Origin of the sequence: Adlercreutzia sp. ZJ154 (genome assembly GCF_011039055.1) — a bacterium.
In the GTDB taxonomy this organism is placed as follows: Bacteria; Actinomycetota; Coriobacteriia; order Coriobacteriales; family Eggerthellaceae; genus Adlercreutzia_A.
The window spans coordinates 1-24,077 of sequence record NZ_JAAKEF010000017.1; the positions used below are offsets into that span (position 1 = coordinate 1).

Annotated in this window: 20 protein-coding genes; 3 read left to right on the forward strand and 17 right to left on the reverse strand. The window is 45.8% G+C overall.

The genetic code is table 11. The features are described from left to right. Positions 1–179 precede the first annotated feature (179 nt). Both G7Y37_RS07045 and G7Y37_RS07050 read right to left on the reverse strand, forming a co-directional pair. Positions 180–1,262: a C40 family peptidase gene (locus G7Y37_RS07045; protein WP_165062765.1), complete on the reverse strand. Its 1,083-nt coding sequence runs from the start codon at positions 1,260–1,262 to the stop codon at positions 180–182. 153 nt (positions 1,263–1,415) lie between these two features. Then, on the reverse strand, positions 1,416–3,047 hold the full coding sequence (locus tag G7Y37_RS07050) for a sodium/proline symporter (RefSeq protein WP_165062766.1): 1,632 nt from the start codon (positions 3,045–3,047) through the stop codon (positions 1,416–1,418). Between the two features lie 108 nt (positions 3,048–3,155). Here G7Y37_RS07050 and G7Y37_RS07055 point away from each other — a divergent pair, with 108 nt between their 5' ends. Continuing rightward, the gene (locus G7Y37_RS07055; RefSeq protein ID WP_165062767.1) at positions 3,156–4,436 is read left to right on the forward strand and encodes an aminotransferase class I/II-fold pyridoxal phosphate-dependent enzyme; all 1,281 of its coding nucleotides are present in this window, start codon (positions 3,156–3,158) and stop codon (positions 4,434–4,436) included. A 263-nt stretch (positions 4,437–4,699) separates the two neighbouring features. Here the strand turns inward: G7Y37_RS07055 and G7Y37_RS07060 are convergent, their stop codons facing one another. From G7Y37_RS07060 to ligA, 9 genes are all read right to left on the reverse strand, one after another. Beyond that, positions 4,700–5,500: a YebC/PmpR family DNA-binding transcriptional regulator gene (locus tag G7Y37_RS07060; RefSeq protein ID WP_165062768.1), complete on the reverse strand. Its 801-nt coding sequence runs from the start codon at positions 5,498–5,500 to the stop codon at positions 4,700–4,702. 73 nt (positions 5,501–5,573) lie between these two features. Then, positions 5,574–7,121, reverse strand: a complete 1,548-nt coding sequence (gene pyk / locus G7Y37_RS07065) for a pyruvate kinase (RefSeq protein ID WP_165062769.1) — start codon at positions 7,119–7,121, stop codon at positions 5,574–5,576. Between the two features lie 15 nt (positions 7,122–7,136). Next, positions 7,137–7,637, reverse strand: a complete 501-nt coding sequence (gene moaC / locus G7Y37_RS07070) for a cyclic pyranopterin monophosphate synthase MoaC (RefSeq protein ID WP_165062770.1) — start codon at positions 7,635–7,637, stop codon at positions 7,137–7,139. A 1-nt stretch (position 7,638) separates the two neighbouring features. Then, positions 7,639–8,643, reverse strand: a complete 1,005-nt coding sequence (gene moaA / locus G7Y37_RS07075) for a GTP 3',8-cyclase MoaA (RefSeq protein ID WP_165062771.1) — start codon at positions 8,641–8,643, stop codon at positions 7,639–7,641. 23 nt (positions 8,644–8,666) lie between these two features. After that, positions 8,667–9,779: a sulfate/molybdate ABC transporter ATP-binding protein gene (locus G7Y37_RS07080; protein ID WP_165062772.1), complete on the reverse strand. Its 1,113-nt coding sequence runs from the start codon at positions 9,777–9,779 to the stop codon at positions 8,667–8,669. After that, positions 9,776–11,158, reverse strand: coding sequence for a molybdate ABC transporter permease subunit (gene modB / locus G7Y37_RS07085; RefSeq protein WP_165062773.1), 1,383 nt, complete (start codon positions 11,156–11,158; stop codon positions 9,776–9,778). The genes G7Y37_RS07080 and modB overlap by 4 nt, the downstream gene beginning before the upstream one ends. A 20-nt stretch (positions 11,159–11,178) precedes the next feature. Beyond that, positions 11,179–12,075: an extracellular solute-binding protein gene (locus tag G7Y37_RS07090; RefSeq protein ID WP_165062774.1), complete on the reverse strand. Its 897-nt coding sequence runs from the start codon at positions 12,073–12,075 to the stop codon at positions 11,179–11,181. 213 nt (positions 12,076–12,288) lie between these two features. Next, entirely contained in the window at positions 12,289–13,947 is a 1,659-nt protein-coding gene (locus G7Y37_RS07095) for an LCP family protein (RefSeq protein ID WP_165062775.1), read from the reverse strand. Positions 13,948–14,018: 71 nt separating this feature from the next. After that, positions 14,019–16,151 carry an NAD-dependent DNA ligase LigA gene (gene ligA / locus G7Y37_RS07100; RefSeq protein ID WP_165062776.1) on the reverse strand — a complete coding sequence of 711 codons (2,133 nt, stop codon included), beginning with the start codon at positions 16,149–16,151 and terminating at the stop codon, positions 14,019–14,021. A gap of 167 nt (positions 16,152–16,318) precedes the next feature. On the opposite strand from ligA, the gene G7Y37_RS07105 reads away from it, so the two are divergent. Then, a complete protein-coding gene (locus G7Y37_RS07105) occupies positions 16,319–16,552 on the forward strand; it encodes a hypothetical protein (protein WP_165062777.1) in 234 nt (77 codons plus the stop codon). An 807-nt stretch (positions 16,553–17,359) separates the two neighbouring features. On the opposite strand, the gene G7Y37_RS07110 is transcribed toward G7Y37_RS07105, so the two are convergent. Both G7Y37_RS07110 and G7Y37_RS07115 read right to left on the reverse strand, forming a co-directional pair. Beyond that, positions 17,360–19,084 carry a hypothetical protein gene (locus G7Y37_RS07110; RefSeq protein WP_165062778.1) on the reverse strand — a complete coding sequence of 575 codons (1,725 nt, stop codon included), beginning with the start codon at positions 19,082–19,084 and terminating at the stop codon, positions 17,360–17,362. 29 nt (positions 19,085–19,113) lie between these two features. Further along, a complete protein-coding gene (locus tag G7Y37_RS07115; RefSeq protein ID WP_165062779.1) occupies positions 19,114–19,686 on the reverse strand; it encodes a hypothetical protein in 573 nt (190 codons plus the stop codon). 206 nt (positions 19,687–19,892) lie between these two features. Between G7Y37_RS07115 and G7Y37_RS07120 the strand changes: the two genes are divergently transcribed. Further along, the gene (locus G7Y37_RS07120; protein WP_165062780.1) at positions 19,893–20,777 is read left to right on the forward strand and encodes a methionyl aminopeptidase; all 885 of its coding nucleotides are present in this window, start codon (positions 19,893–19,895) and stop codon (positions 20,775–20,777) included. Positions 20,778–20,821: 44 nt separating this feature from the next. On the opposite strand, the gene G7Y37_RS07125 is transcribed toward G7Y37_RS07120, so the two are convergent. The 4 genes from G7Y37_RS07125 to G7Y37_RS07140 are packed head-to-tail and all read right to left on the reverse strand — an operon-like array spanning position 20,822 to position 24,042. Continuing rightward, a complete protein-coding gene (locus G7Y37_RS07125; protein WP_241156056.1) occupies positions 20,822–21,922 on the reverse strand; it encodes a Xaa-Pro peptidase family protein in 1,101 nt (366 codons plus the stop codon). After that, the gene (gene aroQ, locus G7Y37_RS07130; protein ID WP_165062782.1) at positions 21,919–22,350 is read right to left on the reverse strand and encodes a type II 3-dehydroquinate dehydratase; all 432 of its coding nucleotides are present in this window, start codon (positions 22,348–22,350) and stop codon (positions 21,919–21,921) included. The genes G7Y37_RS07125 and aroQ overlap by 4 nt, the downstream gene beginning before the upstream one ends. Positions 22,351–22,358: 8 nt before the next feature. After that, entirely contained in the window at positions 22,359–23,510 is a 1,152-nt protein-coding gene (gene aroB, locus G7Y37_RS07135; RefSeq protein WP_241156057.1) for a 3-dehydroquinate synthase, read from the reverse strand. After that, positions 23,476–24,042, reverse strand: a complete 567-nt coding sequence (locus G7Y37_RS07140; RefSeq protein ID WP_165062783.1) for a shikimate kinase — start codon at positions 24,040–24,042, stop codon at positions 23,476–23,478. Before G7Y37_RS07140 ends, aroB begins: the two co-directional genes overlap by 35 nt. Positions 24,043–24,077 lie beyond the last annotated feature (35 nt).

Sequence of the window (24,077 nt, forward strand, 5' to 3'; positions counted from 1 at the left end):
TGGTAAACACGTCTGAAATTGGAGGCAAGCAACGATGGGTTATCGCCTAGCCTGTCCGGCCAGACAGGCTAGGCGATTATTTGTCCTTGACAAGAAAACTGGTCATATGAATGTTCTACTCATATTAAAAGACCCGCATAATAAACGTGCGGGTCAAAATATTAACTTGATATCTAGCACTATCCGGTATAGCGACGGAAGATCATTCCTTTTTGTACTGAAGCAACCTTCACCACATCTCCACGTTGTGGAGCGTGAATCATTTGACCACCGCCAATGTATAAACCAACATGACCGCTCTTCCAACAAATATCGCCGGGCTGCGGATTTGAAACCTGCGGATACTTCGCCATAGTGCCAGTAGTACCCAATTCACGATTATAATTTCCAGTAAGACAATAACTCACAAAACCAGAACAATCAAAAGAATCTGGTCCACCAGCGCCCCATACATATGGGCACCCTAACTTGCTATATGCACGCCCTACAGCACCACTAACAGATGCAGCCTGTGTAGCATTATTATTCACATTGCTGCCATTGTTGCTATTTCCACCATAATGACCAGTGACTTGCTGTTGTTGTGCCGCTGCAGCAGCCGCTCTTGCTGCAGCTGCTTCACGCGCAGCTTCTTCTTGACGTATTAACTCTTGTACTTCCGCATTTAGCGAATCGTAGAGTGCTTGATGTTGTGCAACCACCGTTTCAGCCTCGGCCTTTGTGGCAGCCGCCTCTTCAGAAGCTTTCTTCGCAGCTTCTTCTTGCTGCACCAAAATAACTTTTTCTTCTTCGACCTGAGCCTTCAAGTCTTTGGTCTGCTGCACCATTTCGGCATCGTTCTCATTCATGCTATTAAGAACGCCCCAATTAGTGGTAAATGCTTGGAATGTAGTAGCACCCAATAGAAGATCAATAAATGTAGACGAACCGCTGCGGTACATACTGCGAGCACGAACGCCAAGCTGCTCTTGCAACTCGGCTATTTGGGCTGTAGCTTCATCGATACGTTTTTGCGCCTCTTCAACACGTGCCTCAGCTTCCTGCTGAGCCTCAAGCGCAGTGTAGTACGTGTCAGATGCGGCATCCAGCTTGTCCTGCATGGCATTTAAGCTGTCAAGCGCAGCAGCGGCTTCTGCTTTTTTCTCAGCTGACGTTACTGCAAACGCATCTAAAGGATTAGTTGCAATAAAACAAGATGCACCCGCTATGGCAGCGGCACCTATGAAAGTTCGTCTGCTTAGTGCGATAGAATGCTCACTCATAAGTTAGAGTCCTCCTTGATTGAGCATGTAGTATATTCGGCAAACATTCGCAATATAATATCACTATAAACGAGATTAACGGTTAAGTATCTTTTTCTCCACATTTTAGTGCCAATTAATTTACAAACACACAAACGCCGTCTATTCGATAAATTAGTCCTGAATTGCCTGCACGGTAGCCTTTTCTACAGCTATAGATTCCTCTGCAGCACGCTTCTCTAATTCTGGATCGTCATCCATATAATGATCAAATTCATACAAAACTTCCGCGGGCGGCTCTGGTGAAAGTTTGCTAACTATGTAAATACATAGAAGCGAAACTAAGAATGCCGGCAGCAATTCATATATCCCAAAAATGCCACCAAGCGGCGACAAAAGGTTATGCCAGATAAGAACCGTAGCAGTACCACCTATCATTCCAGCAATTGCACCTTGCATAGTAAGACGACGCCAATATAGCGCACATAAAGTTAGCGGACCAAACGATGCGCCAAGACCAGCCCAAGCATAGCTAACAACAAAGAAAATGACAGAATTTTCATCGGATGCAATTAGGATCCCGATGAGGAACACAACAATAAGCGTTATGCGAGCTACTATCATTACCTGCGCATCGGTAGCGTCTTTCTTTATAACCCCGCGGAAAATATTTTCCGCAACACTGGAGCCAGCGATAAGCAGATAGGACGAGCTGCTAGACATGCTGGCAGCCAAAATGCCCGACACAACAATGCCGCACATAAACGACGGAAGCATTATCTGAGATAAAACAATAAACACATTTTCAGCCGCAGAATTTGTTGCAAACATTGTAGGTAGCGCTGCGCGCCCCACAAGACCGATGCATATAGCACAGAAAAGCGACACCACAACCCATGTAACCGCTATAACACGACTGCGCTTTATTTCGTCAGCTGAGCGAATACCCAGAAAACGCACAAGCACCTGCGGCATACCAAAATAGCCAAGTCCCCATGCCATCATAGATATGATGGAAAGCAAACCGTATTCGGCAGGCATGCCGAATACAGGCGAATCGTTATTCACTATCTGAAGCCCATTAGCATCTGTAACAGGCACCGCTATTTCCACACCAGACAGAAAACCGGGAATGCTTTGCAAAAACGCTACTACATTCTCTACTCCACCCGCCATAGTAACAGAGCCAATTAGCACAACTAGCAAAGCAAAAAACATTAGGCAGCCCTGAACAAAATCGGTCGCCACAACCGAGAGATAGCCTCCAACCAGCGTATAGAGAAATACGATTATGGCACCAAGGCACATCATGGGCAGATAATCCAACCCAAATAGCGTATTAAATAGCTTTCCGCACGTAACAAAGCAGCTGCCCACATAAACACAGAAAAACACAAGGATAATAAGCGCCGCTATAGTAGACACTATGTTCTTTTCGTCGTGGAAACGATTGCTATAAAAGCCCGGTAGTGTTATAGCATTGCCGGCCACAACGGAATAGCGGCGAAGACGACGCGCGACCAATTTCCAATTTAGATAAGTGCCAATAGCTAAGCCAACGGCTGTCCAGCCAGCATCGGATGCACCGGTAAAATATGCCAAACCCGGCAAACCCATAAGCAGATAGCCCGACATGTCGGAAGCCTCCGCAGAAAGCGCCGTTAGCCACGGTCCCACTTTGCGACCGCCTATGAAATACTCAGACGTAGATGAATTTGAGCGCTTTGCGTATATAAAACCTATAGTGAGAACCACGATGAAATAGAGCAACATCGCGAAAAGAACCCAAAAATCTCCTTGTGTCATTTTTTATCCCCCATGTAAGATGAATGTTTAGCGATTATACTTTATCGCAGTAAAGTGTAACCAAATTTTTACCGCACCTGCCGGCGACTGAACGAAGGGAAGCATTCGATGGACATTCGAGAAATGAGCCGAAATCAAATTACAGACGAATTGGCGCACCTGAAAAGCAGTTTTGAAAAATATGCCGCAGCGGGGCTTAAATTGGATATGTCACGCGGAAAGCCATGCGCAGAGCAGCTGGATTTGTCCCTTCCAATGTTGAATTTGTTGCAAACCGCAGACGATTGCATAGATGAAAATGGACTAGACTGCCGCAATTACGGCGTAATAGATGGAATACCGGAAGCAAAGCGTCTAATGGCTTATATGTTAGATGATAAGCCGGAAAATGTTTTCGTATTCGGCAATTCCAGCCTTACGGTTATGTACGACACGATTGCACGCTGTCTCGATTTTGGATGTTTAGGAAGCCTGCCGTGGGCGCAGTTACCATGCGTAAAGTTCATATGTCCAACACCGGGATACGATAGGCATTTCGCAATTTTAGAGCAGTTCGGCATAGAAATGTTGCCTGTAGCGATGCTTGAAGATGGTCCCGATATGGATGAAGTTGAAAAACTGGTTGCAACGGACGCATGCATTAAAGGAATTTGGTGTGTGCCAAAATACGCCAACCCTACAGGCGCTGTATATTCAGATGAAACTGTACGCAGGTTATCGTCTATGAAATGCGCCGCAGAAGATTTCCGCATATTCTGGGATAACGCCTACTGTATACACGCGCTAAGTGAAGACGCGCAGCAAAATGATGTTTTGCTGGACATAGGAGCAGCGTGTCGCGAAGCGAACAACCCAAACCGTTACTTCAAATTCGCCAGTACATCTAAGATAACATTTCCGGGCGCAGGCGTGGCAGCTATGGCTGCATCAGCAGAAAACATAGCCGAAACCAAACGTCTATGCGGTGCGCAAATGATAGGGCACGATAAATTGAATCAGCTTAGGCATGTGCGATTTTTCCCAAACAAAGATGCACTTCTAGAACACATGCAAAAACATGCCGCAATATTGAGTCCAAAGTTCGATTTGGTACAACAAAAGTTAGAAGCAGGTCTTAGCGGCAGCGGAGTAGCCAGCTGGACACAGCCACGCGGTGGCTATTTCGTATCGTTTGACGGACTTCCCGGAACAGCAAAACGCACAGTAGAATTGGCTCGCGAAGCAGGAGTTGTACTTACAGGTGCGGGGGCAACATGGCCGCACGGCAGCGACCCTCAAGATAAAAACATTCGCATAGCGCCCACAATGCCTTCGCTAGACGATTTAAGTCAAGCGCTAGACATATTTGTGTGCTGCGCAAAAATTGCCGCCTTAGAAACCTTAATATGACACCAGCATCAAAACCGGGAAAGCGGAGTGAAGGCTGCGTAGCTTCTGAACGTAGTCTTCCCGATTTTGCGCATCGTATATTTGTCTTGATTGCAGCACATCAATAAAATCGGAAGGATGGAGTGAAGGCTGCGAAGCTTCTGAACGCAGCTTTCCCGGTTTCGCAACTGATGCATGCTATATCAGCAAAATCGGGGAGACGGAGTGAAGGCTGCGTAGCTTCTGAACGTAGTCTTCCCGATTTTGCACATTAGATATACGACCTACTCGTCTAGCTGATCAGCTATTTCATCGGTTATATCTGCTGTGTGGTAAACGTTTTGCAAATCTTCAAGCTCTTCTAGCTTGTCTATAAGACGCATTACCTTCTTCGCATCGGATAGGCTTACCTCTGTAGGGTTGGTAGCTATCATGGTAAGCTCGGCACCCTTAGTTTCAACACCCGCCTCTTCCAAAGCTTTTTTCACAGCCATCAAATCGGATGGACCGGTGTATACAATCCATTCATCTTCGGCATCTTCATAATCGTCGCCACCCGCTTCGGCTACAGCAAGCATGAATTCTTCCTCATCAGCTGCAGCGCCATTAGGTCCAATCGGGTTTTTCTTATCGCCAGTCTCAACCTCTTTTGGCACAACGATCTGACCTTTGCGCTCGAACTGGAACGCAACGCTGCCCGAGGTGCCCAAGCTACCACCTGCGTGGCTAAATGTACTGCGCACATCGGCAGCTGTACGATTGCGATTGTCGGTAAGAGCTTCGCAGTACACCGCAATACCAGCAGGACCGTAACCCTCATACACAACCGTCTCGTAATTCGCAGCATCTTTGCCGGAACCAAATGCCTTATCTATTGCAGTCTTTATCTTATCCTTCGGAAGCGAATAGCCTTTCGCTTTCTCGATAGCCGCAGCCAGAGACGCATTGTTATCGGGATTAGGATCGCCGCCTTCCTTAGCCGCCACAGTTATGTTACGCGACAGTTTAGAAAACAGCGCTGAGCGCTTGGCGTCCTGCGCAGCTTTACGATGCTTGGTTGTTGCCCATTTAGAATGCCCTGACATACATCTACCTTCCGTTTTAAATCTTTAGCGGTGAAGATATTAGCACACGCAGGCGGCATATGCTCGCTTGTATTTAATTGGACGGGCTATCGGTTTCGAAAAACGAACGGGACATAAGTACATCGGATGTACGATTTCCTAAAGCCTCTTCCACATCTCGCTCATGAATCTGCACAACATGCATCACATTAGCAGGTGCAAACCGTTCGGGACGACCATCGGCAGTACGCTTCACAGGACTTGTAAATCGATCTCCTACAGTAAAAACTGCTATATCGCCTGCTTGCAAGAATCCGTGTTCCACAACTATATCGCGCGCGGTATCAATAACATGGCTCATACCGCCTTGAACATCACCAAGAAGCGGATGCACTCCCCAATAAATCTGCATGCTTCGTACAACACGCATGTCAACAGCCACAGCATATATAGGGATGACGGGGCGTAAACTTGACATAAGCCTAGCTGACCTACCCGTCATAGTTGGGCACACTAAACAACGAGCACCTATATCAAGCGCCGTTTGTACGGCTGCTGTACCTACAGCATGCGATACGCTTTTTTGCCCGTCAAAGGCGCACTTAGCAATGTGCATATTCTCGACATAATGCTCTTCGCTGGTACACGCTATTTCAGCCATGGTGCGCACAGCTTCTAGCGGATAGTTGCCTGCCGCCGTCTCGCCAGATAGCATTACACAATCTGAACCATCGTATATTGCATTGGCTACATCAGCCGCTTCCGCACGCGTCGGACGCGGCATAGTCGTCATACTTTCCAACATTTGCGTAGCAGTAATAACCGGTTTATGGGCGCAATTACAAGCATGAATTATGTTCTTTTGCAAATGGGGCACCTCTTGCGCGGGAACCTCTACACCTAAATCGCCCCTAGCAACCATTACGCCATCGGCAACTTCTATAATTTCGTGAATATTATTCACAGCATCGCGGTTTTCAATCTTTGCAATAACCCCGATGTGCATGTCGGTATTCTGACGAATAAACGCTTTTGCCTCGCGTACAGCTTCGGCATCGCGCACAAAAGATAGCGCTACAAAATCTATTTCATTTTCTATACCAAAAAGAATATCGCGCTTATCTTGATCGGTAATGGATAGCATCGGCAAACTTACATCTGGAACATTAAGGCTTTTGCGCTGCGCCAATATACCTGTATTCATAACGGTACATACTATATCGCGCTTGCGCACATCAGATACCCGTAGGTTAATTTTGCCATCGTCTAGCAAAATCTTCGTACCGCAACTTACATACTTAAACAAATCAGGATACGACTGATAAACCATGTTGGCATCGCCTAGAACATCGTTATTCGTAAGTACGAATTCCGACCCTTCAACCAGCTCAACAGGCGAATTTTCAACAAGCAAACCCGTGCGTATCTCAGGACCTTTAGTATCTAGAAGAATAGCTATGGGTTTGCCAAGTTCCTCTCTAATCTGCTTCAGACTGTCTATTCGTCGCTGGTGTTCTTCGTGCGTTCCATGGCTCAAATTCAATCGAGCGATATCCATACCGCCCTTTATAAGCCCCACCAACAAATTATCATTGTCTACAGCAGGACCTAATGTGCAAATTATTTTCGTGCGCTTTTCCATAGCGCCTCGCCATCTTTAAGATTCGCGTGTCCAAAGTCCGGTTTTGCCGCCATCTTTACGAAGAAGGCGCACGTCCATTATCTCCATACCTCGGTCTACCGCCTTACACATATCATAAATTGTAAGACAAGCGATACTTGCCGCAGTTAACGCTTCCATTTCTATACCAGTTTTACCAGTAACCCCACAAGTAGTTGTAACGTGAATACCTACACGTCCATCTTCTCGTTGCCCAGCGCACACCGGCTCGCATTCCACCTTTGCTTTTGTAATGTTTAAAGGATGACACATCGGAATCAAATCGCTAGTTCGTTTGGCTGCCATAACACCGCCCACACGCGCGCATGCCAAAACATCGCCCTTCGCGGCTTGCCCAGTAGTTATTAAATCGAGCGTCTCCTGATGCATAGAAATGAACCCTTCCGCCACAGCCACCCTTTCTGTATCGGGCTTAGCGGAAACATCCACCATTCGCACATCGCCTTTTTCATCTATATGCGTAAGCTGATCGGTCATTCTACCCCCCTATTGCAGACATGCTGCGCTCAGTACCAACCTTGTCATGATGTTCATCTGGCTTTGCGCCTAGTGCCATCAACAATATATCGCGCACATCATCGTCGCTGCCATTGCGCAGCGCTTCGCGTATATCAAATTCATTGTCGCTAAAAAGACAAGGTCGAACTTTTCCGTCAGCAGTTATGCGCAACCTATTGCATTCTGCGCAAAAGTGTCTCGACAGCGGGGATATAAAACCAACTGTTCCTTTTGCTCCCGGGAACTCATAATACTTCGCAGGTCCCCAACCTACCGGTTTGTCATCCGCAGGTTTAAGCGCAGGCATACCTGCCCTAGCTGCACGTTCATTAATTATTTGCAAAAGTTCATCACTGGGAATAACATCTTGCTTTCCCCAACCCACGCCATTAATACCCGTGCTCTCGCTATCACCAATTGGCATAAACTCGATAAAGCGCACATGTAAAGGTCTATCCACTGAAAGTTTTGCAAACTCTAGAAAATCTTGATCTAAGCTGCGCACGGTAACAGCATTCACTTTTACGGGGTTGAAGCCAACTTCTAAAGCTGCATCTATGCCAGCAAGCGTATCTTCTAACTTCCCAACACGTGTAACAAGATGAAATTTTTCGGCATCTAAAGTATCAAGCGATATGTTCACGCGGCTTAAACCAGCACGTTTTAAATCGTCAGCCATCTGGGGCAGCAGTACACCATTTGTAGTCATCGACACATTCTGAATACCGTGAATGCTGGTGACAGCTTCAACAAGGCTAGTTACGCCCTTTCTTACCAAAGGCTCGCCCCCAGTTAGACGCACGCTTTTTATACCCAGCGATGCCGCCACACGTATAAGACGTTCAATTTCTTCTAATGAAAGTATATCTTCGTGACTAAGTTGACATACACCATCTTCCGGCATGCAATAAATGCAACGAAAATTGCACCTATCAGTAAGCGAAATACGTAAATAATCTATTACGCGTCCGTGACTATCTTTCAAATCAAATCCCTAATAACTATGAATTATCTTGCAACCAAGTATATCTTATCCTTAGGTAAGTGAATCCATAGTTCATCTCCGATTTCTGGAAGATTACCACCGTCTAACGCCAATTTATTTACACGCCAAAATAGATGCTGATGCAAATATCGCATCTCATCATCTTGGCGCATAACTACTTGCTGCGCCCGCTCATCGCGATCGATAAATCCCAGCAATACTGAACGATCGAAACGCGAATCGCTAATACGGTCTACTCGAACACGGTAATTATTTTCACCCGGACCGTCTGCGCTCTCTACATAAAACGCGCGAATGCCGATATATTTAACATCGCGCGGAACTATTCGTTGCGTTTCTACCGTAATACCCCATTTGGGAACCCAAACGCTATAGTCGCTGCAATACTCTGCCCGCGGAGCGTTTTTGCATCCCGAAAGCTTCAATGCCGCTTCCGACTTAGGATTGTTAACCAAATCGTCAGGCGTATCTAGCTCTTGAATTCGGCCCGCCTCAACAACAGCTATACGATCGCAAAATCGTATAGCTTCATCTATGTCGTGACTAACGTACAGAATAGTGCCCTCATAGGCATTGAATAAATCTACGAGATTTTGCTCTAACACGCCTTTCAGGTGCGCATCTAGCGCACTGAATGGCTCGTCTAGCATTAAAATGCCAGGTTTTGCCGCCAACATGCGCGCTAGCGCTACACGCTGCTGCTGACCACCTGAGAGCTGCGCGGGATAGCGCTTCTCGAAACCCGAAAGCCCAAACCGTGAAAGTTCGCGCGCCACAATACGTGCGCTTTCGTCTTTCGGTGTCTCTTTTCCAATGCCAGCTGCCACATTCTGCTCAACCGTTAAATTGGGGAACAGCATGTAATTTTGAAATAGTAGTGCAGTCTTGCGTTCTTGCGGCTTCAAGTTAATATGGTGCTGCGAATCAAAAAACACCTTATCGTTTACAACTATGCGCCCTTCATCTGGCGATTCGATACCAGCAATGCAGCGCATTGTAAGCGATTTTCCGCAGCCACTAGCCCCCAAAAAACCAAGCGTTTCGTTTCCAGCCTGAAAATCTACATCCAACGTAAAATCGCGGAATTGCTTTTTTATACGCACTTCAAGACTCATTTACTGCCACTCTCCTGTGCGATATCGTTATGCGATATGTGCGACTTATCAGTTAATGCGCTGCTGCTCTTCGAAGAATCGTCGCTGGAACTGCGCCTACGATAACGAGTAGTGCGGTGTCCCAATAAGTTAATAATAAGTATTACAAGGAAACTGAATACTAATATTACAGCGGTCCAGAACCAAGCCACTTCCACATTTCCTCCCATCCACTCAAAGTAGATGGCAATTGGAATAGTTCGAGTTATACCAACGTAATTTCCTGCCAAGAACAGCGTAGCGCCAAATTCACCCAAAGCGCGAGCAAATGCAAGCACCGTAGCGGCAGCAATAGAGCTCCAAGATAGCGGAATCATTAAGCGGAAAAATATGCGTAAATTTGACCAGCCCAATGTACGCGCAGCGTCTAGCATGTTGGCATCTAAATTTTCAAACGCACCGCGACTGCTTCTATACATTAGAGGAAAAGCTACCACAGTGGCGGCTATAACTGTAGCCGGCCAGCTAAATATTAGCGGGAAACCTATGTCTATAAACCATTGACCAAGTGCGGTATTGCGCCCCAAACACCATAGCAAAATGAAACCGCATACCGTAGGCGGCAAAACCATTGGTATGGTGAAAATGGTGTCAAAAATATCTTGAGCACGTTTCGGTATGCGCATGGTAAAGTACGCCGCTGCAAGCCCCAATACAAATATGAAAACGATAGCCACACCGGTGGTGCGCAGCGTAACCCACAAAGGCGACATATCTATTCCTGCAAGGAATTGCGTAAACGCTTCAAAGCCAGTGGCCTCTGGCACAATATTTACAGCACTAGGTGTTTTTACGCAACCAAAATCTACATGGGTTGGAAGTTGCGCGCTTTCTGGATTGGCTATGCAAACATAACGCTTGCCTTCGCCAATTTCCACACCGAACAAGATTCTAAGCCCATTAAATTCGAGATCATTTTCGCTAGTAAATTGCCAATCAGAATTAGGACTTAAAACTACACCACCATTTACAGCAGAAGCATCCAAAGCGCAGAAGTATTGCTTCAACTGTTCTGTAGAAGTTTTGTCTTCAATATCGCATAGTGCGTGTACAGATTCGGGAATATAAGCCAACACAGCGTCTTCCATAGCCACAACTATAACCATATCGTCGCTAGAGCCCTGATAGTAGCTATACACCTCACCAATGCCGGGCGCTTCTCGCACAGCGCCTTTCTGAGCGCGCGAAAAATCGCCAATAGCGAATGACGAACCATTTATATACGCTGCATCTTTATCGGCGGAAACAGAAACAGCATCAGTTGTGGTTTCGTCAGCAAAAGCTATATCACACGACAGTAGCGCTGCCATAAGCAGCGCTACTATAAATTTTCTTACCATGATACGATTCTACTTTATAGCTATTTTGCGGCTATTTCAAAGCCCCACTCTTGCCAGATTTTTATAGCGTCCTCGCTTGTGAAAGCCCAATCCAAAAATGCCTTCGTTTCGTCAGCGTATTCAGAATTGGCGCACACAGCAGCAGGATAAACAATATTCTTGTGACTATCTGCAGGAGTTACACCCACATTTTTCACATTACCAAAGCGGAATACATCGGAGCTATAAACCATAGCTAAGTCAACATCGCCCGAGTTAGCATATTGGCAAACATTACCCACAGAAGAACCCTCTGTTACTTTACCCTCTAAAGGCGTGCCATCAAATGTGCCTTCTTTGCCGGAGCAATCGGCACCTACTGTGCCATCAGCAGATATCCAACACTGTGGATTAGTGGTAGTTAGCGACTGCTTAGCATAATTGCCCGCAGGAACATTTGCATCTCCTACAGCAAGTGTATAGTTGCCTGAAGCAATATCTTCCAAAGTTGCTGTCTCTATATCGGAATTCAAGCCAGCCACAATAACAAGGTCGTTCGTAAACATGTTAAAACGGCTTGCAGGATCAATATAGCCAGAGCTTTCTGCTGTATCCATAGTAGCTTTAGAAGCGGTAATTAGAGCATCGGCATATGCGCCACCGGCAAGCATTTCATTCAGCGTACCAGAAGCCTCATACTGAGTGTCAGCAAACTGTACACCTGTCTGCTCTGTATACAGCGATTGGACTTCATTCATAGCCTTTTCAAGTGAATTTGCAGCAAATACTTGCAGCTCTACAGAACTCTCGGACGCAGCACTGCTGCTTGCGCTGCTAGAACTAGAGCTAGCGCCACCAGCACATCCACTTAAACCTACAGCAGCCACCAATGCACACGATGCTGCTGCCGCTACAATTTTTGTAAATTTACCCTTCATTTCCCCTCCAGATTATCTTCGATCTGCTTGCCGACACTTTATATAGTCTTATCTGCCTATATCTAAATACGAGAATATTATTCTCGAATTTAGATATAAGTGATGTTAGCTTTCAAACGTATTATTGTCAACACAAATATATTCATATTTGAGATATATTGAATCGCTACTTGTTACGTAACATAAATCCAGAACGGAATTAAGCTTATTTAGCTAAGAAAAATCTTTTCCTAAAACCACAAGAATATCTTCATCAAATAAGTAAACATCGTTGTCGGGTATTGGGGCATCCACCCCTAGTTGCTGCGCTATAAGTTCGGCATCTTGCTTGTCAGAAGTGCCTTTGTAAACGATCACAGTTTTTTCGTAATCAAACGAATCGGCATTGCGAGAATTAATCTTTCGATAACCCATCTTCTCTAAAATTTCTTGCGCCTTGGTACATGTACCATCTATACCGTTGCCGTTTCTAAGACCAATCTCTTCAGAGCGATTAGCCGCATGCACCGAATTCAACGAATCGGCATATGCGCTTCCTCCCGCAGTAGATAAAATTGTACCGGTAAGCGGGTCGATAACCTCTTCTTCAACCGGAGGAAGACCAGCATCTACACGCGCCATCATTTCTTCCCATGCATCTTCATCCAAAATATCCCACCATACATTGTTGACATACTCGGATGTGGCAGGTGCTTTAGCTGAATAAATACTATCCGCTGTCATACCAGACATACTTTGTGCCACGGCAATAATAGATGCTACGTCCATATCTGTTAGTACATATTCCGACATAGCTGAAATTGTATTTGCCATAGTTACAGGATCTGATGCCAGCAGCTTTTGCGCAATCGCCGACAGCACCATACGCTGGTTTGCCGCTCTATAATCGTCGCCCGAACCATAATTATCGTAGGAATGCCTGCTGCGACACAGTATAAGCGCTTGATCGCCATTAAGTGTTTGCACGCCAGCATCTAAATGACCGCCAGCCTGCGGATCGTCAATTTCTATAGGCACATCAACTTCAACGCCACCCAAAACATCTACAGCCTCTTTGAAGCCGTCGAAGTTTATTTCGGCGTAATGCGCAATAGGTACCCCAGCTAGTTCAGACACAGTTTTTACAGAAAGCGCCGGACCGCCAAAAGCATGAGCCGCATTAATCTTTTGCGGACCATGACCGTCCAAATTGTCAATCTTTAAGTCGCGCGGAATAGAAACAAGTGTTATCTGCGCTTTTTTCGGATCTATACGCGCAAGCATCATAGAATCACTTCGGAAATTGGTGCCCATGTCTTTTTCGCGCTCAATCGATCCATCTATACCCAAAAGCAATGCGTAAAACGGATCTTCTGGCTTATCTACAGTAGAAAGCATTGCCAAAAGATCGTCATCAACACCGTCCTGCAAATTCCTATTGATATTCGAAATATAGGCAAACGCAGCAGCACCTGTGCCCAAAATTAATATTAAAACTGCACTTAGCACACCTATAAGGATTTTTTTGCGCTTACGTTTTTTCCGTACAGCGGCTAATGCTTCGGAGTCGTGCCTGCTAGATTGGCTAAAACGATCAGCTGTTGTACGTGTATCTCGCTCAGAGTTGTCCCCCAAAGAAGCGCTGCGTGCTGTAGCTCTCTTATGATTTGCAGCAGATGGTCTAGTTCTGTGTCGCGGATTACTAGAACCAGACGATCTACTAGAAGTGCTCGAACTTACAGGAGGTTCGTTCAATATGTCTTTACTAAGGGAAAATGGCGCGAATTGACTCACAGACGAACTAGCCGCACCCGTATTTGATGCAGCTTTATCGTGACCGTACTCGGTGGCGGAACCGTGCTGGTGCCGCGGATTGCCTTTCCTATAAGCCATAACGTATATTTTGCCATGTATTTCGCAATTGTGCCATTTTATAGCAAAAAGAACACATTGATTAACCGCTACTATCGGTTCTGCGAATTAGCTTCCGGCAGTTCTCCGGTATCAAGCAACTTCAAAAACTGCGATTCATCAAGCACAGGAATTCCAAGCTTAATAGCTTTATCGTATTTAGAACCAGCCGAATCACCCGCTATTACATAGCTAGTTTTTTTCGACACACTATTAGATACTTTTGCGCCCATAGCACGCAACTTATCACCCGCTTCTTCGCGTGTCATACCCGAACTAGACAAGCTACCCGTAAGAACAAAGGTTAATCCCACCAGTGTCTGCTCTACCTCTTCAGCAAATTCTTGCCTATCAAGAGCCATCGTAACACCTGAGGCACGCAAGCGTTCTATGACAGAAACATTGTCTGGGGTATGCATGAACGTATATATGCTTTCTGCAACTTTATCGCCTATACCACTCACGCGACTTAGCTGTTCAATGGACGCATTCATAATTGCTTCTATAGAAGGAAATTCCTGAACCAAAAGTTCCGCTGTATTTTTTCCCACGTGTCTAATCCCTAAACCATTAACCACTCGTCCGAAAGAGCGCAACTTTGACGCCTCTATGGCAGCCACCAACTTTGCAGCCACCGTATGCCCTAGCCGTATATGAAAACCTTCTGAATTGGCACGGCTAGTTTCTACCAAAGCCAGCTCATCTTCACTAAGTGAATAATAGTCAGCCACGTCATTTAAACGACCTATTTCGACCAAGCGCTTGATTATTTCAGTGCCAGCCCCATCTATATCCATAGCTTGACGACTAGCCCAATGGTGCAAACGCTCTAAAGCCTGAGCCGGACAGTCTATGGATACGCAGCGCAGAGCCACTTCATCGCGCTCGGTAACAACTGGACTTCCACAACTTGGACATGTTTTCGGAGGCTGCCAAACACTTGCACCTTCAGGGCGAAGCGAAAGCACTGGTCCTAAAACTTCGGGAATAACGTCGCCTGCCTTGCGCACTATTACAGTATCGCCTATTCTCACATCTTTGCGATGTACTTCATCGGCATTATGTAGCGTAGCCCGAGACACCGTACTTCCCGCCACAACAACCGGATCCAATTCAGCCACAGGAGTTAGCGCCCCTGTGCGCCCAACTTGTACAGTGATATCCCGCAAAATGGTAGTTTTTTCCTCTGGCGGAAACTTGAAAGCAATAGCCCATTTTGGCGCCCTAGATGTAAAACCCAATTCCGCCTGTTGCGCAAAGGAATTTACCTTAACCACAACGCCGTCTATTTCATATGGAAGAGTCTCGCGCTTTTCAAGCGATTCCTCGCAAAATTTATGTACCTCTTTAAGAGATTTCACCAACGACACATCAGGATTTACATGGAAACCGGCACTTTTTAACCACTGTAATAGCTCCCACTGTCCACTGACATTCAGCGAGCTTTCATCGGCTACCGCATACATATAAGTAGAAAGATTTCTGCTAGCCGTTACATGCGGATCTTTTTGTCGAAGCGAACCAGCCGCAGCGTTTCTGGGATTTGCAAATTGCTGCTTGCCCTCGCGATCTGCTGCAGCATTTAGCGCATCAAAGCTTTTCTTAGGCATATATACTTCACCGCGCAATTCTATAGAATTCTCCGGCGAAGAAATACCTTGCAAGCTTTCTTCGCGCAAGCGCAACGGCACATCCGCTACCGTGCGCATGTTTGCAGTAACATCCTCGCCAACCGTTCCATCACCACGAGTAGCCGCACGTATAAGCGCACCTGCATCATATGTCAAAGCGATAGAGGAACCATCTATTTTCAATTCCAAACACAGCTCGGGGAAATGACCTAATTCTTCTTGAACATTTGAAATCCACCCGTCAAGCTCATCTAAGTCCATCGCATTATCTAGCGAATACATGCGCTTCTCGTGCGTAACAGGCATAAATTGTTCACCAACATAGCCGCCTATACGCTGAGTTGGACTTGTAGGGTCTACAAGTTCGGGGTGCTGCTGCTCTAGTTCTTTGAGTTGACGCATAAGCGAATCGAACGCAGCATCAGATATCTCTGGTGCATCAAGAGCGTAATACTGATAAAAATGATGCTCAATTTCTCGCCTAAGCGCCTCTATGCGTTCTTTTGCAGATAGCGCTATTTCATCTTCGCGAAAAAGCTGGCCTTGTTCTTGCATATTCTAAGGACTCTCCTTCTACGGTAGATAAGTGTTTTCCATGTTAACAGTTATTCTTTTTTGCCGACCAAGTCTTTTCTTACGCAAATAAATGTATATAATCATAGGAGTTGCTGGCTAGCTAACAAGCCGGTTAAGGTTTAATTAAGTTGAAAAGGAGCTTTTTCATGAATGAGGGCTTGAATCTGCCGCGCTTGCAGAGCCTGAACGACTGGATGATCACCAAAGACGATATCAGCAGCATGTCTGAGTCGCAGTTGATTGATGTTGTGAAGGATCAAAAGGTAAAAGTTATGATCACTGATGGTCAGGTTTCTACCGTTCTTATTTCACCCGATCTTTACAACACATTTGTAAGCACTGTTGAGAAATTGGCTGCCTCTGGCGGAGCATCCATCTAGGTTTATCAACGATGGCTAAAAGACCCGCTGAAAAGCGGGTCTTTTTTTATTCATAGCTATATTATTAACTTTGGCATATAGGCAGAAAAGTGTGTAAGAATTCATGCTGTTTTCCCTGTTCAGATACCAAATAGATGCCTCTGAAGTCGATGCCACTCGACTTTCATATAGGCAAAAGTGCGCCTAATTCTCACTTGATATGTCTGTCCATAACTGACTTTTTCCAAGAAAAAGTCAGTTATGGACAGGGGTGAGCGGTGTCTATCTCAAAATGCAGCATTTGCGGCAGCAAAATGTCAAAGAACAAATTCACTAAAGCCGGAAGGCAGAGGTGGAGATGTAGCTTATGCGGAGGCTCTAGTGTTAGGAGAAACGATACCTCTGCAAGATGTCTTAAAGTGTTTGTTGAATGGCTTTTGGGTAAGCTCTCTCAAAGCTGACGCTAGATTACGATTCAACTCATCCGCATACTAGTTCAAAAAAGTTAGAAAAATGGTCAAAACTTCCGGCTTTCCATGGTCATAGCGCCACATAGCTAACTTGAATTGTGGAGAACACTGGGCAAACAGGGTTCTTCAATTCAATTTTGATTAGTAATTGGCGCAATTTGGCATTATAGACTGTGGAAAGTTGGAAGTTTTGACCATTTTTCACCTAAAAAGTGACGAATACAACACACGGTCTGGTTTGATCAGAGTTCCATCACAGCGCGCCCTATCCATATGCAATCGACTGAGCCTTACACACCTTTCTGCCTCCATGCCTTAACTTTAGCAAAACGCATTGAGTGAGCCTTAGCCTGACGTATTAAGCCTTAGCGCTAGCCCCAGTTTCTACTACTCGAAATTCTGCCATATTTGATGAAAGTAGTTCAGTATAGGCATCTACATCTAAATCGTCTCTTTTTATATTTATGGACAGATATACTTCCCCATTTCGAATGCCGGAATCTACTACTGAATCCGCAAAATCAGCCTTAAGCTGATCGAGAAGACCTTGCGCCTGCGTTTCATCGGTAGCATCTATAACAATATCGCTTTTTTGCAACCGACCCTCTGCATTAAATGTAGCTGTCTCTGTAGCTCGATGCGTGCTCCCATCGGCTCCGCGAACCGCATATTGATAAACAGCATAGCTTTCAGTAGTTTCACTTTCCGCGCTGCTACTAGATGCCGCAGCAGCAGAACTGACTTCTTCTTGCGACTTGTCGGCATTTGAAGCCATATTCGAGAAAGTAGCCGCATCTATAGTGCCCGTAAGAAGCATAACTGTAAGAATAGCGCATATTAAAGCAACTACTAAAAGAAGGACGCCCACGACATTGCCCTTATTAACGCCATGCTTTTCCTTTTCAGGCGCAACAGTAATCTTCTTAGGCTGAGCTGAAGGACGCGGGTCGGACGATACTATACTTCTTTCAAGTTGAGCATTTGTAGATTGCGGAGTTTCAGGCAGCGGTTGAACGGGCGAAGGTGCAACATTATCAGTAGATGGCGTTTGTGTTGGCGCTTGCTCAGGCGCAACATCTAGCGGCTTTATGGTGCCCGTTACTCGGTTTAGATTGCGCGTGCTTTCTACGGCAGGCGTTTTGGGCATCTCGGTAGCCGATATAGCTTCAGATTCAGAAATTGGCTGTATAACACCAGTAGACGCAGCGGTAGATGCAGCGACCTCGCTATGTTGACTATCAGAAATCGGAATAGTAGCTTGCTCGGAAGGTTCTATAGCTGCCTGCGCTGGCGCGGTACTAGGCACCTGTATTTCAGCAGTAGGCTGAGCATCGCTTCGAGAAACCGGCGTAGCAGATTCAGGCGAAGGTGCGGAACTATCCGCAACAACCTTAGTATCTTTTGCGGGCAACTGCTCGGTCGGAACTTTAGAAGTAGCCGGAATTTGCTCGGACATACGCTCGGATGCCGCAGATGCCTGACCTATCGAAGCAGCGGAATACGGAACTGTATCCGCAGTTTCACGCTTATTCAAAAATGATGGCTCGGCAATGCGTGTCTGATCTTCAGCAAAGCCGCGCACCACCTGCGCAGCTTTTGACTGCGAAATGCCTTCTTCTGCATCTGAATTTTCAGCCTGCTTTTGCGCCTCGGCTTGCATGCGACGACGTTTCTGCTGTTCTTCTAATTCGCGCCGCCATTGCTGAGAGCGAATCTGCTGCTCTCTGATTTGCTCTTCGCGCTCTGAATTGCGTTTAGCGTGTTCTTTGCTCTTGGCAGCAGACGCACGCACCGTACTTGATGGAACAATTCCTAACGCAGCCATAACGTCCATAACATCAGCATCTGCTGCAATGTCAGCAGCTGCTTGATCGGAAGATTTCTTTGATTCCGCAGATGTCTTTAACGGCGTAGTTATTGAAGCAGAATCGGCAGGCGATGCCTTAGACTTTTTAGATGCACCACCCTTAGACCCTTTGGATTTTTTCGAAGAATTTTCCTTACTTTTATTTGGCGTAGAGGAGGCACCTAGCGCCTCAAATAGATCGTCAATAGATATAGAGTCGTTCGTAGCGTCACTCATTCTTTTCCCCTACCCAAACGCTTAGCAGCCTAGCAAGCACGTAAAGCGCTGCAGTACTCAGCTGTTATACGCCTTCCTAGCATTTGTCTGCTGTGTGTAATCATGCGTATACCGAGAATAGCACAAACCATTGACAACACAAATGCCACAATTGCTGGAAAGACATTTATCGTTGGTTTTTCAACTGTCTGCTGTGGAGCAGCTTTTGCCGTTACCATAGTGCTTTGCGTGGATGTAACCACCTTCATAGCCTCTGCGCGCTTTTTAGCGGAATCAACTGCTGTGTCGTTAGCCAACATAGCTGGTCCCACAGTTTCACTCATCAAATTACTGTTGGCAGCCAAATTGGCGCTCTCGCCAGAAACGGCTAACTCGGTAGTGGCAGATTCGGTTGTATTAGCATGATCGCTGATAGCGTCAGAAAAAACAGTACCAGAAAATAGCTGATCGTCATAATCGAACACGCTAGCAGCAAAACAAGGAATAGCATAGAACATAAGCGCGACAGAAAGTGCTATTAAAAACAAACCACGCATGCGCTGCGCCCGCTGCTTCTTCTTGATAATAGAGCGGTAATGATGCGCATCGCCTTGATACAGCATCGTATTCTCCTTAATCGTTTAAAGTGCATTTTGAGAACATTCATATGATATCAAATTGCAGAGAATATACGCAAATTTCACAATTCGGCAAATGGCTTTTAGGAGCCGGCAACCACATGGGCAACCACATGTAATCTCAAAATTTAACCTGCACAACAATGCGGTGTAGAATAATAGCAATGAAAATCTAGCGAATTTGGAGAGATATGTACGACGGAATGCCCAATATAGGTCGCAATGACGAGTGCTGGTGTGGAAGTGGTAAAAAATACAAGAAATGCCATGCTGATTTTGATGAAAAACTACAAGCTCTAGCAAATGCGGGTGAAGAAGTACCACCTAGAAAGCTTCTCAAAATGCCAACCGACATAGAAGGGGTAAAGCGCTCGGCAGAGGTAAACGTGGGTGTACTAGACTATATTAGCGAGAAAATAGAGCCGGGAATTACTACTGAACAAATAGATAAATGGGTGCACGATTACACATTTGAACATGGCGCAATACCCGCCCCGCTAGATTACGAAGGCTTCCCAAAAAGCGTTTGCACAAGCGTTGATGAAGTTGTTTGTCACGGCATACCCAGCGAAGATGAAATTTTACAAGAAGGCAGCATAGTTAATGTGGACTGCTCTACCATAAAGGACGGATATTTCAGCGACTCTTCACGCATGTTTATGATAGGAGACGTGTCTCCCGAAAAAGCCGAGCTTGTGCGCGTTACCAAAGAGGCTGTAGATGTAGGTCTTGCAGCTGTGAAACCATGGGGGCACTTAGGCGATATTGGCGCGGCAATCAACCGGTTTGCCAAAGACCACGGGTATAGTGTTGTGCGCGAATTCGGCGGACATGGTATTGGATTAGAATTTCACGAAGAGCCATTTGTTAGTTTTGTTACACGTCCAAATACTGGTCCTATATTGGTTCCGGGATTAATGTTTACAATAGAGCCAATGATAAATATGGGTAAACATAAAATAGATATGTCTGACCCGAACGGCTGGACAGTGCGCACAGCAGATGGCAAGCCAACCGCGCAATGGGAAGTGCAGATAGTTATAACTGAAGACGGATACGAATTATTAAGTTGGTAGCACAACTAAACTTCATCCGTAAAACTGCACAAATGAAGCGAAGGCTACAAAACTACCATTTCATGCGGCGTGGCTGTAAGTACATCAAAACCGTCTGTGCCTATAACGCCCATATCTTCTAAGCGCATGCCGAATTCGCCCGGTATATAAATGCCGGGCTCAACCGTTACTACATTGCCTGAGCAAAGCGGACGACTGTTTCTTATACTTAAAACTGGCAACTCGTGAATGTCGAGCCCGACACCGTGCCCTAGCGCATGACCCATGCATCCCTTAAAGCCGCCGGCGGCAAGTATATCTTCAGCTAGTTCATGGGCTTGTTTGCCCGTAACACCCGCTTTTAGCATAGATTCAACTTGCTCATTGGCGCTGCGTAGCACCTCCCACGCACGCAACATTTTTCCGCTGGGCTGCCCCAGAAATACAGTCCGTGTCATATCGGAACAGTAACCGTGCTTTTTGGCTCCGAAATCCATAACAACACACATACCAGCTTCCATCTTTGTATTGCCGGGTTGCGCATGCGGACTTGCACCATTTTCACCACATGCAACTATAGTTGGAAATGCAAGAGCATCGGCTCCAAGTTTAAACATAATGTCGTCGAGAAGCCGCGCAACTTCTATCTCTGTCATGCCCGGTGCCATCTGATCAGCAATCAGCTGAAAGGCTTCATCTGTTATAGATTGCGCTTCGCGCATATATGCCAATTCGCTATTATCTTTTACGGAACGTAATTCAAGTATTACATCGTGCGTTTCTCGCAAATACTTATGACCTATGGTGCGCTCTATCTTTCTGTATTCTTCTAAACTTATAGAGTCTTCAATACCGAGGTAACTGTTTTTTATTGCACCAGCTTTCTTCCAACGGCGATTTGCCCATTCTGAAAAACTTATACGCTTGGCATCTATCTTGAAACCGCTTTTTGCTTGCTGTTTTTTCGCAGCAAGCAAATACCGAGTATCGGTATGCAGATGCGCCTTTTTGTCTGAAGTGGAAATAAATGCGGCATGAGCACGCTCGTCGTCAAATACCCCCTGAAAGCCCGTTAACCAAGCTATGTTAGATGTGTCGCGAACATAAAAGGTATCCAGATGCTGTTTGCGGCAAATTTTTTGAAGCTTCTTTATGCGCTTTTTCACTTGTCCTCCAGAAGAATATCTATTGCGTCCAAATAGCCCTGACGACCGCGACCACTTATCTGAGCTATACATTCAGGTTCAATAACTGAAACTTTTCGAAAATCTTCCCTAGAGTTGATGTCGGATATATGCACTTCAACCACCGGCACATCTATGCTGGCAACAGCATCGCGTAAAGCATATGAATAGTGAGTATGCGCTCCCGGGTTATAAACTATGCCATCGAATTTTCCGTAAGCAGAATGTATCTTATCTATTAGTGCCCCTTCATGATTAGATTGAAAGCACTCTGCCACCGCACCGCGCGATTCAGCATATTCACAAAACTCATTCTCTATCGATTTGAGCGTATCAGTTCCATATATTTCTGGCTCACGAACCCCAAGCATATTTAAGTTTGGTCCGTTCAATAGCAACAATCTTTTCATTTTTGCCCCTATTCGCACATCCACTTATCTAAAGCGTCAATTATTGCAGCATCGTCAACATCCATCAGCTTCCACTTGCCTACATCAAGCGGCAGCACGAACCTTACCTGACCCCCACGCGCTTTCTTGTCACGCTTCATAACATTTAGCACTTCTTCAGGATTTGCCTTCCACCCAAGGCGCACAAGACCCAATTCATCTAAAAGTTGTGCCTGCGTATCGGCGAATTCTTTACTTGTGCCAAGCATCTCGCTTGCCATTTGCATAGCAAATCGCATACCTTCCGCCACAGCAGCACCATGAGAATACACCCCGTAACCCGACATTTTCTCTATTGCGTGCGCTAATGTATGTCCGTAGTTCAAACATTCACGAACGCCTTTGCTTTCAGTTTTATCCTGCGCAACAATATCGGCCTTAAACACGACGCAACGCGCAATAGCCTCTGTCACAACCGCTTCATCACGCGCTGCCATAGCACCAGCTTGGTCCAATAGCCAGAAAAAGAAATCGTCTGAACATATAGCGGCAGATTTTGCTACCTCAGCACAACCGCAACGCCATTCGCGCTCTGGAAGAGTATGCAGAGTATCTGTGCTTGCGCATACGTATGACGGCTGGCAAAAAGTACCCACTAAATTCTTGCCTGCACTAAGGTTTATTCCTGTTTTGCCCCCAACAGACGAATCGACCATAGAAAGCAAAGTAGTAGGTACTTGAACAACTTTAATACCACGCATGAAGGTGGAAGCAACAAACCCCGCCAAATCGCCCACAACTCCGCCTCCTAGCGCAACCACAAAGCAATCGCGCGTAAGACCAAGACCAGCCATGGCTTCCCATATCTCGGAAGCTACATCTATACACTTCGATGCTTCTCCTGCGCCTATAACTACATCGCTTGTTTTGTATCCTGCCCGCACAAGCGAGTCTTTCGCGCGCGCCAGATATAGAGGCTCTACATTCGAATCGGTTATAACAAGCGCTTGCGGAGCTTGAGTTATTGATGGAATTCTGCAGCACCAATCTCCCAGATTGTCTAGAACTTGCGACCCTATGCGCACATCGTAGGGCTTTTCGTCCGCAATGTTTACCTCTATGCGTGTTGCTGGCATGTTTTCATCCTTAACTATTTCGGCAATTACTTGATTCGGACGCATCGACAAGCACGCCTGCACGTTGCAGGCAGCGGCGCAAATCGTGCGTTATTGCATTAGTATTCTTATCAAACGTGTCCACCGTAAAATCGCTTGCAGCTTCATAGATTGGAAGGCGCTGAGCAAATCTTGTTCGAGCCGCATCTAAATCTTGAAATAGCGGACGGCTAGACTTATCGGTTATACGAGATGCTGCTTCATCAACATCTACCAACAAATGAACAACAACACCTGCTTGTTTCATTATTTCGATATTTATAGGTGTTGTAACTACTCCGCCGCCGCACGAAACAATCATCGGTTCGTCTTGCGACACAATATCGCGCAACGCCTGTGTTTCCGTTTCGCGAAATACTCGCTCACCAGAGTCCGCAAATATTTCACTAATTGACATTCCAGCCATGCGCTCTATATACGAATCTAAATCGATAGATGTTAAGCCGCACAAACGCGACAAACGCCTAGATATAGTGGTCTTACCCGCGCCCATAAAGCCTATCAGAAACACGTATTTTGAAAGATTGAAACGCTTCATAACAACTCCAATATGACCTGTCTGCAAAATTCGCG

Coding starts and splice junctions, on each gene's coding strand:
- aroQ (WP_165062782.1), bottom strand. CDS start 22,350: ATGAAAAGATTGTTGCTATTGAACGGACCAAACTTAAATATGCTTGGG.
- G7Y37_RS07050 (WP_165062766.1), bottom strand. CDS start 3,047: ATGACACAAGGAGATTTTTGGGTTCTTTTCGCGATGTTGCTCTATTTC.
- G7Y37_RS07095 (WP_165062775.1), bottom strand. CDS start 13,947: ATGGCTTATAGGAAAGGCAATCCGCGGCACCAGCACGGTTCCGCCACC.
- aroB (WP_241156057.1), bottom strand. CDS start 23,510: ATGCGTCCGAATCAAGTAATTGCCGAAATAGTTAAGGATGAAAACATG.
- G7Y37_RS07120 (WP_165062780.1), top strand. CDS start 19,893: ATGTACGACGGAATGCCCAATATAGGTCGCAATGACGAGTGCTGGTGT.
- pyk (WP_165062769.1), bottom strand. CDS start 7,121: ATGGAAAAGCGCACGAAAATAATTTGCACATTAGGTCCTGCTGTAGAC.
- G7Y37_RS07060 (WP_165062768.1), bottom strand. CDS start 5,500: ATGTCAGGGCATTCTAAATGGGCAACAACCAAGCATCGTAAAGCTGCG.
- G7Y37_RS07055 (WP_165062767.1), top strand. CDS start 3,156: ATGGACATTCGAGAAATGAGCCGAAATCAAATTACAGACGAATTGGCG.
- G7Y37_RS07090 (WP_165062774.1), bottom strand. CDS start 12,075: ATGAAGGGTAAATTTACAAAAATTGTAGCGGCAGCAGCATCGTGTGCA.
- G7Y37_RS07115 (WP_165062779.1), bottom strand. CDS start 19,686: ATGCTGTATCAAGGCGATGCGCATCATTACCGCTCTATTATCAAGAAG.
- modB (WP_165062773.1), bottom strand. CDS start 11,158: ATGGTAAGAAAATTTATAGTAGCGCTGCTTATGGCAGCGCTACTGTCG.
- G7Y37_RS07140 (WP_165062783.1), bottom strand. CDS start 24,042: ATGAAGCGTTTCAATCTTTCAAAATACGTGTTTCTGATAGGCTTTATG.
- moaC (WP_165062770.1), bottom strand. CDS start 7,637: ATGACCGATCAGCTTACGCATATAGATGAAAAAGGCGATGTGCGAATG.
- G7Y37_RS07045 (WP_165062765.1), bottom strand. CDS start 1,262: ATGAGTGAGCATTCTATCGCACTAAGCAGACGAACTTTCATAGGTGCC.
- G7Y37_RS07110 (WP_165062778.1), bottom strand. CDS start 19,084: ATGAGTGACGCTACGAACGACTCTATATCTATTGACGATCTATTTGAG.
- G7Y37_RS07080 (WP_165062772.1), bottom strand. CDS start 9,779: ATGAGTCTTGAAGTGCGTATAAAAAAGCAATTCCGCGATTTTACGTTG.
- G7Y37_RS07105 (WP_165062777.1), top strand. CDS start 16,319: ATGAATGAGGGCTTGAATCTGCCGCGCTTGCAGAGCCTGAACGACTGG.
- ligA (WP_165062776.1), bottom strand. CDS start 16,151: ATGCAAGAACAAGGCCAGCTTTTTCGCGAAGATGAAATAGCGCTATCT.